The following is a 12,841-nucleotide window of genomic DNA, read 5'->3' as shown; positions in this document are numbered from 1 at the left end:
CTTTTTTATTTACTTATTAATTTCTAAAGTGCCTGCATAAGCCGCTTCATACCTTTCTAAAATATCCTGATAAGAATATGGCTTCGGACTTCTTGCTAAAAGCCTTGTCTGCTTTTCGCCGCTTTCAGCCAATTTCACGAGATCGCTTTCTTTAATTCCGAACTGCCCCAATGTAGAAGGAATACCTACATCCTCAACAATGTTTTTTAACTCCCGCACTCCTGCGATCGCAGCTTCCCTGGCTGATAACCCTTCAGTATTTGCCCCTATACGCTCTGCTATTGTGCCCATCTTTTTCATGCAGGAAGGCCAGATGTAATCAAAAATGTAAGGCAGAAGTACAGCATTGGATTCGCCATGAGATATCTTAAATAGCCCGCCTAATGGATAGGCTAAAGCATGCACGCCGGCAACACCTGCGTTATAGAAACTAAGCCCTGCAGTCATGCTTCCCCAGCTCATTTGTGCACGTGCTTCTTTATCGCTTCCATTCCATACAGCTGTACGAATATTTTTTGCTATTCTTTCCATTGCGTCCAAAGCGAGCGCATCGGTCAGCGGAGTGCTGTTAACAGAAATATATGCTTCTACTGCATGAGTAAGAGCATCCACTCCCGTAGCAGCAGTAACCTTAGGCGGTACCGTCATAGTTAAATCCGGATCCACCACGGCAGCATCTGCCAATAAAAATTCATGGGTGATAACGTCTTTGGTGCCTTCGAGCGAAAATACACTTATATCTGTAACTTCTGCCCCCGTACCGGCGGTTGTTGGTATTAAAAGCTTTGGCAGACCTCTATTTGCAAGAGATTTATCTCCTGAAAGGTTTAAATAATTCTCAATGGACCCTTCGTTTCCGTGCAATACAGAAACTGCCTTTGCGATATCAAGGGAGCTTCCTCCTCCAATTCCGATAACAAAATCTGCATCAAATGATTTTAATGCCTCCAGGGCATTCTTACCAATTTCTACAGGCGGTTCCGGCTTTAGATCGGAATATATTTCGTATATTACTCCGGCCTCTTTTAACTGGTCTTCTAGAGGGGAAACAATGCCGGCATCCACCACCCCGGGGTCAGCAAATACCATCACCCGCTCTGCCTGATAGGACTTCAGTAAAGCTGGTATTTCATTTACTGCTCCTTCACCTGAAACAATTCTGATTGGGGAAACAAACGATTTATACATTTTTTCCACTCCTTGCATTTGGTTTCTGCTTTATATCTAAGCCGCTCTCCTTTGGAGATTCGGTAGTAGCTATGGTTACAATATACATTGTTAACATACCGACAATGACTCCAATACCGGCGGCTCCAAATGGATTCGAAAAATTAAGGCCGATTGGCAGATACACGAACCAATAAACAACTGTTGCTGCTATTAAAGAGGAAATAGCCGCTGTTTTGTTTGCGCGGTCCCATATACCACCAACTACGATAGGGCCTGCAGTAGCCGCCATGATGCCTCCAATGCCAATCCACATGAAAACCGCTAGGAATTCCGGCGGGGACCAGGCGAAAAATATTGCTGCAATTATCACTAAAAACGTACTGTAACGACTGATGATTAATTCATTTCGTTCCGCTTTTGCTTTTGAAATATTAATTCTGGGTACAATTGTTTTGCGATACAGATCGTTAGCGAGCAGCTGGGTCAGTGATACTATCAGGCCGTCTGAAGTCGACATTACAGCAGACAGCACAGCTATTGCCAGAAATGCTGCAATTACTGGCGGGAATATTTCACTGAAAAGGACTGGAATTATCTGGTCAGGACTAATACCTGCGTCTGCACCGACTACGGCCACTCCAAGCATTCCGCCCAACGCCATTAAAGGCAGGATTGTAGCAAAAATAGTACAATACATAATCAGCTTTCTAATATCTTTACTGCCTTTTACAGCCATAAATTTGTTACCAAGGTGCGGCTGCACGGAAAAAGGTAAGTGAGCTACAAATAGTAAGGCTACAAGCCAAAAAGCTCCGTACGTATTATCACCGGGAAGAAACAATTGATTAAAGCCGCCCTGAGGATTTTCATTACTCACTGTGTTCAGCATATCGGTAAAGCCACCATTGACGCCAACGCTCGTCATAAAGCAAACAAATACTGTAATGGCTACTATCAGCATTAAAAGTCCCTGTACAGCATCGGTAATAATATCTGAGTGCGATCCTCCCATAAAGACATACACAGCAAGTACTGCTGCTGTGATAATTAAACCAACTCCGTAATCAACGCCCATCATAGTTTGAAACATTGTTGCAGCAGCAACAAATTGAGAAACGACGTAAAAGATAAGCAAAATGGAAATAATCGTTAATGCAATGCGCAGGAAATCACTTTTGTATCTTTCGCCTATAAATTCCGGAATCGTTCTTGTACCGAATTCATCGCCATATTTCTTTATAACCTTAGCTACAAAAAGCATACCAATAACAGTAGCTATAGGGTAAAGAAGCGGATACCAGAGACTCGGGGTCCCGATACTGTAAGCAAGCCCCGGCATGCCCATAAATGTGGAGCCACTGGATATACCTGCTGCAATTACTAAGGCGATTACCAGGGGGCTGTAGCTTGACCTTGCGGTAGCAAAATCCTCTGACGTTTTCGTTCTTTTCATCCCGACCCAGCCGAAATAAAGCATCATTAGTATAAATAAGCCCATAAAAATCCAGGAATAGGTTACAATTTGTGTATTCATAGAATCCCCCTATTCTTTTTCCTTTAGAATATTTGTTTTCCAAAGTGTCAGTGCCATTCCAGCCCAGGTGCCAACTATACAAACAGCCATAATTATTAGGAAGTTCATTCTATTCTCCCCTTTCTTGATAAAATTGATGGATAATAGGAAATTTTTCTAATTTATCGTAAGATTCTGAACTCACTTCATATAACATGACCTTCACTTTATTGCTGTTAAGTTTTTTTGCATTTTCAATTTGATAAGGAGCATAAAAAACATACGTCTTCTCCCGTTTTACCACAGGAACCTTCCAGGAACGGCGTTGATATAAAAAGTATTTTCTTAATGTCTCTTTTCCCTGCTCCTGAAATTCCTGCTTCTCGATTTCATAAGGAATAATCGCTTCGTTCTGTACTTCGATAGTTTCACAGACCGGCAGACCATCTATGATTCCCTGCTGATTTGTTATCCCGTCTCCAGCGGTAATAATTTTTTCTGTTCGTTCGCCAAATAGTGTCTGAAACGTTACGATCCATTCGGCTGCGTACTTAGGATAATAACAAGTAAACAAATACTCTTTTTTCTTTCCCCTCATTGTCTGTATTTGCATACTACTCTCTCCTTAACGGTATTTTATACTTATCATTTTTAATTCCGTCATTTCTTCGATAGCATATTTTACCCCTTCCCTTCCATAGCCGGAATCCTTCACTCCCCCGTAAGGCATATGGTCGAAACGGAGAGTAGGGACATCGTTAATGAGAACCTGCCCGGCTTCTATGCGATGTGCCATATCAACAGCCTGTTTCAGATCATTTGTAAACACTCCCGCATTCAGGCCGAACCGGCTGTTATTCATTTGTTCCAGAGCTTCTTCAGAGCTTTTTACTTTGTTGATGATCACCACCGGCCCAAAAGCTTCTTTGCAGGATATAGAGGATGTAGAAGAAACATTGGATAAAATCGTTGGCTCTAGACCATTACCAACTTTTTCTCCTCCTGCCAGAACCTCTGCTCCCTCTGCTTTTGCTTCTTTAATCCATTCATACAGGCGCTGCTGTGATTTTTTATTAATCAGGCTCGAAACCTCCGTACTTTCTTCCAAAGGGTCTCCGAATTGAAGCCGGGCAGTTTTTTCTGAGCACTCTTGGATAAAATCATCAAAAATTTCTTCATGCACATAAATGCGCTGTGTACTTAAACAAACCTGGCCGTTATAAGCGAACGCTCCTTTAACTGATTTCTCAGCCACTTCACTCACTTCCCCGCGACATGATTGATCCACATACATCGGCGAGTTGCTTCCTAATTCAAGAGTCATTTTTTTCAGGCCGGCTTCTGCTTTGAGCAGCTTTCCTACTTCGGGGCTGCCGGTAAAAGATATTTTTTTAATCCGTTCATCCTTAAGCATTACCTCTCCCAGCGTTTTTCCATCTCCAGGAACTATGGCTATTGCCCCCGGGTGAAGACCTGCTTCACTTAATATCTCTGCCAGGAGCAGGCTTGAAAAAGGAGTTTGCTCCGCAGGTTTAACCACGATAGTATTTCCTGCCGCTATTGCCGGGCCGACCTTATGAGTAACAAGATTTAATGGAAAATTAAAAGGAGTAATTGCTCCAACCACTCCGATTGATTCATGAAGTGTATAAGCATCCCGCCCTTCGCCGCCTTCAGCAGCGTCTAATTGTAAGTATTCCCCGTTCATTCTCTTGGTTTCTTCGCCTGAAAATTGCAGAGTCTGCACGGTCCGCTGGACTTCTGTGCGGGCAGCAGTTACCGGCTTACAGGCTTCCTGAGAGATAATTCGCGCAGCTTCCTCCTTCCTATCCCGCAGAATCGTTGCAGCTCGGGATAAAATCCCAGCTTTTTCGTTTGATGTTAACGTTTTCATTTTTTTGTAGGCTTCATCTGCTTTTTCGATTGCTTCACTCATCTCGGACGGGGTGCCGTCAGCTGCTTCTCCAATCAAACCTTCCGTATGGGGATTAAAAACTGAATAGTAATTTGCAGCCGCCTTCTCCTCTCCTGATAAAAACAAACCCTTTTTCATCCTTCATCCTCCTAACAATATTTGTGAATACGTATTCTCGAAAGCGGAATTAAACCGCTCAGTTTATACTGAGCCTGGTTTAAAAGGTCCCGTCGTTTTTCTTTGATACAGCGCAGGTTCCAGGGTAACCTGGATCGGGGACATATTTTCTTTCCCGGCTTCAATGGAATTAATAAGGTGTTCAATTCCAAGCCTGCCTAAGTTTTTGTTGGACTGGGCGCCGATAGTGGTTAATTCAAACGCATGATGCCGGGCCATTCGTACATTGTCCACCCCGCAAATACTAATATCTTCAGGGACCCGGTAGCCGAGCTCCATGAGTGTATCCATGGCAGTAATAGCTATAGCATCCGTGGCAGCAAACACTGCTGTAGGACGTTCTTTGCGTCCCATCATTTTAAAAATGGCATCTGCTATTGCTTCTTCACTAGTGTCCGTTTCGTTTAAAAAAACTTTACCAGTTTCCATGGTTTGTTCCGCTATTCCTTCCGTAAACCCTAAATACCGGCCGTAAAAAGTGGATGTATACATCGGCCCTCCAATAAAGCCGATATGCTTGTGCCCGAGCTGATACAAATGGTCCGCAGCCATTTTCCCAGCCTGATAATTATTTAACTCAACAAAATTCCCACCTTCGTTATGCTTACGGTTAAACATTACATAAGGTATTTGAGACGTCTGTAATTCCTGTAGGATAGGATCATCCATGAAGACCGAAGATAAAATAATACCGTCCACCTGCATGGAGAGAACCGTTTCATATACAGCCATATTGTCTCCATTGTTTTCAAAAAAAACGTTTGTGTTGTACCCCTTTTCTTTGGCGTAGTTCACAATAGATGACGTAGTTTCCACAAAAAAGGGGTTATGCAACGGTCCTGATATAAGCGCTATGGTTTTGGAACGCTTACTGACTAAAGACCTCGCTATAGCGTTGGGTCTGTAGTTTAACTTTCTCATCGCTTCTGTGACTTTTGCTACGTTTTCCTTGCTTACCCTGTTTGAATTATTCAGCACCCTGGACACTGTCGACTGGGATACTCCTGCTTCTCTGGCAACTTCTTTGGAAGAGATCATTTTTTAACTCCTGGTGAATACGTATTCACGGTAACTTGGTTTTATTATGAAATCGCATACATAAAAAGTCAAGAACAATCTTCTCAATTTTATAAAAAGCACAGCCCACGTTGACTGGCTGTGCTTTTTACTTATTATTCCATGCCCTGCTGTCGGATTTCCATTTCATACATGCGGTTAAAACGGGCTTCTGTGCGTGCAAATACCGAACCCTCCGGATACGTACCGTCCTCGCGGCGTACGGCTCCCGCCCGTTCACCTGTCAGGATTTCCATACCTTCCGAAATATGGCCGACTGCCCATACATGGAAGCTGCCTGCTTCCGCCGCTTCCACAACCTCTCGAGCGAGCATTAAATTACGGGCATTCTGCTTCGGGATAATTACCCCCTGTCTGCCGGTCAGCCCTTTTTCCCGGCAAATGTGAAAGAATCCCTCGATCTTTTCATTTACACCTCCAATCGGCTGGATCTCTCCCCACTGATTGACCGATCCGGTTACTGCTATGCCCTGGTAAATAGGCACTTCTGCCAAAGAGGAAAGCAGCACGTACAGCTCTGTGCTTGAGGCGCTGTCGCCGTCGATCAGACTGTAGGTCTGCTCAAAAGTGATGCTCGCCGATAAAGGAATAGGACGGTTTTTAGCAAACTGGCCGGAAAGAAAGCCGGTCAAAATCATCATGCCCTTATGATGAATCTGGCCGCTGAGAGACGTTTCTCGCTCAATGTTCATCAACCCGCTTTTCCCGACATACGTCTGAGCCGTAATTTTCGTTGGAATGCCAAACATGGAATCTCTTGTTCCCATCACAGCCAAGCCGTTAATCTGTCCGACCCTGTAGCCTTCCGTTTGAATCATGATTGTTTCATCGTGAATTTTCTCCCGGTACTGTTCGGGAATATGGCTTGAACGCCTGTATTTCTCCTCAAGCGCCCGGAAGATGTGCTCTGCTTTGACGTAAGCGTTTCCCTCCTGCAGCGCGTAGTGGCTGGATTCTACGAGCAGCTTTGTAATATCTTGAAACCTGGTGGTCATTTTTCCCTGTTCATCTATCAACCGGGAGCTGTAGTCAATCACTCTGGCCACAGCCTCCCGGTGAAACGGCAGCAGGCCTTCTTCCTGAACGTAATTTTTCACGAATCCGGCCATTTTCCAGCTGTTTTCATCGCTTTTGGTCATGACGGTATCGAACTCTACTTTGACCTTGAACAGCTTATCAAACTCTTCATCAAGTCTCGACAGCAGGTCATAAACGTAATAAGAGCCAATAATGATAACCTTTGTCCGAAAGGGAATGGGTTCCGGTTTAAGTGCACTGGTTGGCAGCAGCCCCCGCTCTTCATAGGAGTTTTCGATATGCACGTGCCCAGTCTGAAGCATCCGTTTTAACCCTGGCCATGCACCTGGGTGCTGCAGTAAATCTGCAGCCTGAAGAATCAAATAGCCGCCGTTCGCCAGATGCACCGCTCCTGGTTTAATGAAAGTAAAATTCGTTACCAGGCTGCCAATCTGCCCCTGGTATTCCACCTTGCCAAACAGATTGTGATACGTCGGATTGGATTCGTAAATTACCGGGGCCCCGTCTAAATGCTTGTTATTAACGAGCAGATTCACCACATACCGCTGATACTGTTTTTCCTTCATCCCTTCAAGCGCCCCTGCTGAACCTTCCTCACCCTGGCCTTCGGCGAAAAAGTAAAAATGCTCTACAACGTCCCGCTCGTATGCGGTTAAATAAGCCGTAGCCTTCGGTAAATGCCCATACTGGCTGCGGAGCGGCTCAAATAGCTTTTGTACTGCGGCCGAGGCTGTGTCTGCCATAAATATCTGCACATCTTTGCGGAAGGTTTCCTCCATTTTGGCGATACGCCGGAGAGCTTCCTGCACTTTTTCCTCCACGAGTTTTTCGTTTGCCCTCAGCTGTTCCTTTTCTGCTTCAAGCAGATGCTGATACGTCTCCCGGTTCATTGGCTGACCGCGTTGAAGGGGAATTTTATTAATGCCGTTCTGCATACGTTCGAGTTTAAAATGATGCTGAACGGCAAACCGGTCGGTTTCTTTCCATAGCTCGTCCATCTCCGTACGCAGTCGCTCAAACATTTCCCGCTTCTGTCTTTCGTGGTTGTCGCTTGAGAACGCTGTCTTTAGTTCACGCTCGATGTTTACCAGAAGCTGTTCGACCTCGCGCCTGAAACGCTGCCCTTCTCCGGCCTGAAATGAAAGCACTTCCGGGCGGTCCGGATTATCAAAATTATGCACGTAGCACCAATCATCCGGCTGCTTCTGTTTCCGGGCCAGGTTTTCCACGCTGTGCTGGGTATACGTCATTCTCCCCGTTCCCGTTGGACCGACCACAAATAAATTATACCCCGCCTGGCTTACTGAAAGGCCAAACTCCATGGCCCGCTCGGCCCGCTCCTGTCCGATCATTTCATACGGAAAATCATTCATGTCCTCTGTCGTTTCAAATGAGAAGGTTTCAGCATTAAATTCCAAACGAAGCTCTGCTGGGGACAGCTCATGCAGAGCAAGCCTTTTTTCATAATCATGATGATTCACGAAACGCCCCTCCTTTCACCACCACCCGTTTTCTGCTGCACTTTCGGTGTTCGCCTTTAGACCAGAGCGCCGTATCGATTAGTACTATCTATTCCCGTTCTCGTCACTCCTATGCTTTGACTTTTTTATTTCCCTACAAGAAAAACAGGCAGTTTATGAAGTAAAGCTCATAACCGCATCTACAATACTGTAAACGCCGAGAAATATGCAGACTAAAACAATAATTCCACCTGCCAGATTCATCTTCCAGTGGTTTACGTAATGGCCAAGGCGGTTTTTGTTATTCATAATAACCAGGAGCATAATTGAGACAAAGGGCAGGATGAGACCGTTTAATGCCTGAGCAAAAAGTAAAACATCGAGTGGCTCGAATCCAAGTCCGGAGGAAATAATTCCAATAGCCATCACAGACAAAAACACCAGTTTGAAGCGGATATTTTTCATGCCGCGCTCCCACTTTAATACGCTGCTGACGGTAACTGCAGCCCCAAGCGGTGATGCAAGTGCGGAAGAAAACCCGGCGGCAAATAAGCCGATACTGATAAAAGCGGTAGCCCAGCTGCCAAGCAGCGGTTCAAGCTGCAAAGCAAGATCTGCCACAGACTCCACTTCCAGACCGCGGATCGTAGCCCCGGACGTAATTAAAATCGCTGCTGTAATTAAGCCGCCCAAACCAATTGACAAAAACACGTCCAGACGTGCTTCTTTTAAATGCCTAGGTTCACCCCAGCGTTCTTTTACATTTTCGGAATGAAGAAACAGATTATAAGGAACAACCGTGGTACCAACAATTGCAATCACGGTAATAATAGCTCCCGGCGGAATCGATGGAACAAAGGCACCCCGAAACAGATCTCCAGGATCAGGCTGTGCCGTGACCATGGTGGTCACAAACGTTATACTCATGACCGCAATTAGTACTATCATGACCCGTTCAATGAGCTTGTAGCTTCCACTAAGACCGATCAATAAAATAATAATGCCTACGACAGGACCAATCGTATTTTCAGAAACGCCCGTCAAGGTCGTTAATCCTAAAGAAGTACCGAGTAAGTCCCCTGCGATGTAGGCAGCACAGCCAAATACAATAGCGATAATCATCAGCCACATGGATCCGTATTTCAGCAGCGGGTTTGTGAACTGGTCTCTTATTGCCGCTCCCAGCCCTTTTCCTGTAATAATCCCCAGCCGCGAGCACATCTCCTGAAGTATGATGGTTGTAATAATTGAAAAAACCACTGCCCAGAGCAGGGCAAAACCAAAAGAGGCTCCTGCACCTGTGGCCGTCGTTACTGTCCCTGGGCCTATAAACGATGCTGCTACAATTACTCCCGGCCCAAGCACCTTTACTCTTTCCCTCAGCGGCCTCTTTTCTGTTCTCTCCATTATTTGACCTCCTTTGAAATAATAGCTTTATAAATAATCTTAATATTCATTTTATTAAAAATATTACAGCTGTTGAGATTGGCTCTTTTCCTTCCTCCCGCCGTTCATCTTACATTAGAGAAGAAGTAATCATTAATTATGTCCTATTTTCATAAATAACGTTATTAAAACGTAATCTGGCTGAAACCTCCCGAATCGTTTTGTTTGTTACACTTACTCACGGTTCGATAAATTGATCTACATCACAAGGAGGAACCTGAATGTTTAAATCCAACAGACAAGCACCTAAATATATATTATCCTCAGCCGTTGTTACGGCTTTAGCATTAACACCTGCTTTAAGCGGAAACGCCGATGCATTCGCTGATCCTGATGCTGACGAAAGCAGCAGCTCCAGCCAAAGCGACTCTTCCGATACAGAAAACGAAACTGAATCTGCGGATGACAGTCTGCTTTATCTCGGCGATACCGGCAGCAGTGTAGAATCTCTTCAGTCGACTTTAAGCGACCTTGATTACTATAACTCCGAAGCTGATGGTACTTACGATGATGAAACTGTACAGGCTGTAGAAGCGTTTCAAACGGAAAACAATTTAAGCATAGATGGCATCGCAGGCCCTGAGACAATGGGAGCATTAGATGAAACAGACGGCTCCTCCGAGGCCGGAAGCGAAACAGAAGAAAGCAGCAGCGAGAACAGCGAAGATAATGATGAAAGCGAAGAAGTTGCTTCTGCCTCATCTGAAGAATCTTCGGAGCCGAACGCTGAAAGCACATCAGCCAATACATCTGATTCCGGACTTGTCGATTCCGCAGAAAGCGTACTGGGCACTCCTTATGAATGGGGCGGAACTACCGCAAGCGGTCTGGACAGCAGTGGTTTTATCAACTACGTGTTTGAAGACAACGGTACAGACGTTTCAAGAACCCATGAAGGCATCTGGCAGAACAACGGTGAATTCGTAGAAGAGCCAAACGTGGGCGACGTTGTCTTTTATGAAGGTACGTATGACACAGAAGGCGCTTCGCACAGCGGCATATACATTGGAGACGACCAAATGATCCATTCCGGCTCAAGCGGTGTGGAAACAGCCGATACCACCAGTGACTACTGGGAAGAGCACTACATCGGTGCAAAATCAATCGATTAATTCCCTCATCTTTTAATTAACCGCCTCCCTGCTTGTTTGCAGGAGGCGGTTTTTCAATGTAGAGACGTATTGCCTTTTAGATTCTAATGGAATGAAACAAGCGCCCGGCACACCATTGCGGTGGCAAACACTGCTCCTAAAAATGAATGCCAATGGGCTTTCGTTTCTGGTATATTTTCCCGCTGCTCAATTGCTTGAATTAGTTGAACTAAAGCTAAAGGCAGCCCGAAAAAAATCAAATGCCCCATCAGAAAATTCCCGGATCCAATGGTCAAAAATAGCACACACGCCGACCCTGTCCATTCTAAAGATTTTTCTACTATAATTACTGATTTACTTCTCCTGCGCTTCGGTTTATTTTTGTAGGGCAGCCTGGTTTTCTGCCGTAACAGTCCATCGAATATGAACCAAACAATCAATATCAGCGCAAATGGAAACAGTACTTCTAAAATACTCTGATCCTGCGTGTACATAGAATAACCCTTCCCAATCGCTTAATAGTTCAATACAACCGGCTGCCAGAAATAAACAAAGGCCACAATAACGAAAATAGCAACAATGTTCATCCAAAACCCGGCTTTCACCATATCATCGATGGTTAAATAATCTGAACTGAACACCGCGGCGTTGGGTGGGGTGGATATGGGCAGCATGAAAGCGCAGCTGGCAGTAAGAGCCACGATGCCCATGATGGCGTAAGGGTCTACTCCAATGCCAAGCGCAAGCCCAATGCTGATTGGCATCAGCATATTCGACACTGCCGTATTGGACATGATTTCTGTCATAAATAATACAATCGCAGCAAGCACTATTAAAATCAGGACAAAAGGAAGTACTTCAAGTCCCCCCAACAGCTCGCCAAACCATCCTGTTAAATTCGAAGATTCAAACGCGGCCGCCAGAGACAATCCGCCCCCGAAAAGCAGAAGCAGCCCCCAGGGGAGCTCTTTCATATCCTGCCATACCATCAGCCCGCCCCTCTCCTGTTTAGCAGGAAGCAAAAACATCGATGTAGCTCCAATAATGGATATGGAAGTGTCGGAAAGACGGTAGGCTTCCGGAATAAAGCCGCTTGTAATCCAAAGAAAACCGACAATTGTAAAGATGGTCAGCACCGATTTTTCTTCATAAGACATCGGCCCCAGCTCTTTCAGCTGGTTTCTCGCAAAATCCGTTGAAATATCCTTTTGCGCTGTCACACGGAACTGAATTTTCGTTAAATAAAAATAAAGACCGGTCAATAGAATAACCGTTAAAGGAAAACCAAATAAAAACCACTCGGCAAAGGTCACCGTACGATCCAGATTGGAAGAAGCTACGGCGGCAAAAGCAGCATTGGGCACTGATCCTATTAACGTGGCCAGCCCGCCGATAGAGGCCGCATAAGCCACTGACAGCAGCAGCCCCTTAGCAAAACGATTCAGGGATACTTCATCAAAAAAATCTTTATCCTTCACCTCTTTAATTAAAGCCAGCGCAATTGGCAGCATCATTAATGCTGTCGCAGCATTTGAAATCCACATGGACAATAGGGCAGTTGCCAATATAACGCCCAGCACAATGCGCTGACCCCCAGTACCGACAAACGAAATAATTGTCATCGCAATTCGTTTATGTAAGTTCCATTTTTCAATCGCAAGAGCAATGGTAAAACCACCCATATACATGAAAACAATGGGATCAGCATACGCCATTGTTGCTGTTTCTTCATCCGCCCCTCCTGTAATTGGCAATAGAAAGATCGGGAGCAGCGACGTAGCTGGTATGGGAATGGCTTCTGTAATCCACCAGGAAGCTACCCAGACCGTAACGGCAAGTACTGCTCTCGGTTCGCTTTCAAGACCGGTAAGCGATGGAAGAAAAAATAATAACGCAAATAAAGCCGGGCCCAGCAGCAGCCCGATTTTTTTCCTTAATGGCATGGCGGCGCTCC

Annotated in this window: 10 protein-coding genes; 1 reads left to right on the top strand and 9 read right to left on the bottom strand. The window is 45.1% G+C overall.

The annotated features are described in order from the left end of the window. Nucleotides 1–9: 9 nt before the first annotated feature. The 7 genes from G548_RS0111230 to G548_RS0111195 all read right to left on the bottom strand — a co-directional run bounded on the left by G548_RS0111230 (nt 10) and on the right by G548_RS0111195 (nt 9,757). Entirely contained in the window at nt 10–1,188 is a 1,179-nt protein-coding gene (locus G548_RS0111230) for an iron-containing alcohol dehydrogenase (protein ID WP_022794258.1), read from the bottom strand. Further along, the gene (locus tag G548_RS18010; protein ID WP_022794257.1) at nt 1,181–2,704 is read right to left on the bottom strand and encodes a sodium:solute symporter family protein; all 1,524 of its coding nucleotides are present in this window, start codon (nt 2,702–2,704) and stop codon (nt 1,181–1,183) included. Before G548_RS18010 ends, G548_RS0111230 begins: the two co-directional genes overlap by 8 nt. Before the next feature lie 109 nt (nt 2,705–2,813). Next, a complete protein-coding gene (locus tag G548_RS0111215; RefSeq protein WP_022794255.1) occupies nt 2,814–3,296 on the bottom strand; it encodes a hypothetical protein in 483 nt (160 codons plus the stop codon). Between the two features lie 12 nt (nt 3,297–3,308). Then, the gene (locus G548_RS0111210; RefSeq protein ID WP_022794254.1) at nt 3,309–4,736 is read right to left on the bottom strand and encodes an aldehyde dehydrogenase family protein; all 1,428 of its coding nucleotides are present in this window, start codon (nt 4,734–4,736) and stop codon (nt 3,309–3,311) included. A gap of 63 nt (nt 4,737–4,799) precedes the next feature. Next, the gene (locus G548_RS0111205; RefSeq protein WP_022794253.1) at nt 4,800–5,813 is read right to left on the bottom strand and encodes a LacI family DNA-binding transcriptional regulator; all 1,014 of its coding nucleotides are present in this window, start codon (nt 5,811–5,813) and stop codon (nt 4,800–4,802) included. A gap of 134 nt (nt 5,814–5,947) precedes the next feature. Further along, a complete protein-coding gene (locus G548_RS0111200; RefSeq protein WP_022794252.1) occupies nt 5,948–8,371 on the bottom strand; it encodes a Lon protease family protein in 2,424 nt (807 codons plus the stop codon). Between the two features lie 153 nt (nt 8,372–8,524). Beyond that, nucleotides 8,525–9,757 (bottom strand): Nramp family divalent metal transporter, encoded by a 1,233-nt coding sequence (locus G548_RS0111195; RefSeq protein WP_022794251.1) that lies wholly within the window; start codon nt 9,755–9,757, stop codon nt 8,525–8,527. Between the two features lie 260 nt (nt 9,758–10,017). Between G548_RS0111195 and G548_RS0111190 the strand changes: the two genes are divergently transcribed. Next, nucleotides 10,018–10,908: a C40 family peptidase gene (locus tag G548_RS0111190; RefSeq protein WP_022794250.1), complete on the top strand. Its 891-nt coding sequence runs from the start codon at nt 10,018–10,020 to the stop codon at nt 10,906–10,908. A gap of 83 nt (nt 10,909–10,991) precedes the next feature. On the opposite strand, the gene G548_RS0111185 is transcribed toward G548_RS0111190, so the two are convergent. Both G548_RS0111185 and G548_RS0111180 read right to left on the bottom strand, forming a co-directional pair. Then, nucleotides 10,992–11,381: a hypothetical protein gene (locus G548_RS0111185; protein WP_022794249.1), complete on the bottom strand. Its 390-nt coding sequence runs from the start codon at nt 11,379–11,381 to the stop codon at nt 10,992–10,994. 21 nt (nt 11,382–11,402) lie between these two features. Next, nucleotides 11,403–12,830, bottom strand: coding sequence for an SLC13 family permease (locus G548_RS0111180; protein ID WP_027847367.1), 1,428 nt, complete (start codon nt 12,828–12,830; stop codon nt 11,403–11,405). Nucleotides 12,831–12,841: the final 11 nt, after the last annotated feature.

It is taken from the genome of Marinococcus halotolerans DSM 16375, from assembly GCF_000420725.1.
GTDB classification, from domain to species: domain Bacteria; phylum Bacillota; class Bacilli; order Bacillales; family Marinococcaceae; genus Marinococcus; species Marinococcus halotolerans.
This window is presented reverse-complemented; position numbering and strand designations above follow the sequence as displayed.

Bases quoted from the DNA above. Each gene is read 5' to 3' on its own strand.
- G548_RS0111230 (WP_022794258.1), bottom strand. From the start codon at position 1,188: ATGTATAAATCGTTTGTTTCCCCAATCAGAATTGTTTCAGGTGAAGGA.
- G548_RS18010 (WP_022794257.1), bottom strand. From the start codon at position 2,704: ATGAATACACAAATTGTAACCTATTCCTGGATTTTTATGGGCTTATTT.
- G548_RS0111215 (WP_022794255.1), bottom strand. From the start codon at position 3,296: ATGCAAATACAGACAATGAGGGGAAAGAAAAAAGAGTATTTGTTTACT.
- G548_RS0111210 (WP_022794254.1), bottom strand. From the start codon at position 4,736: ATGAAAAAGGGTTTGTTTTTATCAGGAGAGGAGAAGGCGGCTGCAAAT.
- G548_RS0111205 (WP_022794253.1), bottom strand. From the start codon at position 5,813: ATGATCTCTTCCAAAGAAGTTGCCAGAGAAGCAGGAGTATCCCAGTCG.
- G548_RS0111195 (WP_022794251.1), bottom strand. From the start codon at position 9,757: ATGGAGAGAACAGAAAAGAGGCCGCTGAGGGAAAGAGTAAAGGTGCTT.
- G548_RS0111190 (WP_022794250.1), top strand. From the start codon at position 10,018: ATGTTTAAATCCAACAGACAAGCACCTAAATATATATTATCCTCAGCC.
- G548_RS0111185 (WP_022794249.1), bottom strand. From the start codon at position 11,381: ATGTACACGCAGGATCAGAGTATTTTAGAAGTACTGTTTCCATTTGCG.
- G548_RS0111180 (WP_027847367.1), bottom strand. From the start codon at position 12,830: ATGCCATTAAGGAAAAAAATCGGGCTGCTGCTGGGCCCGGCTTTATTT.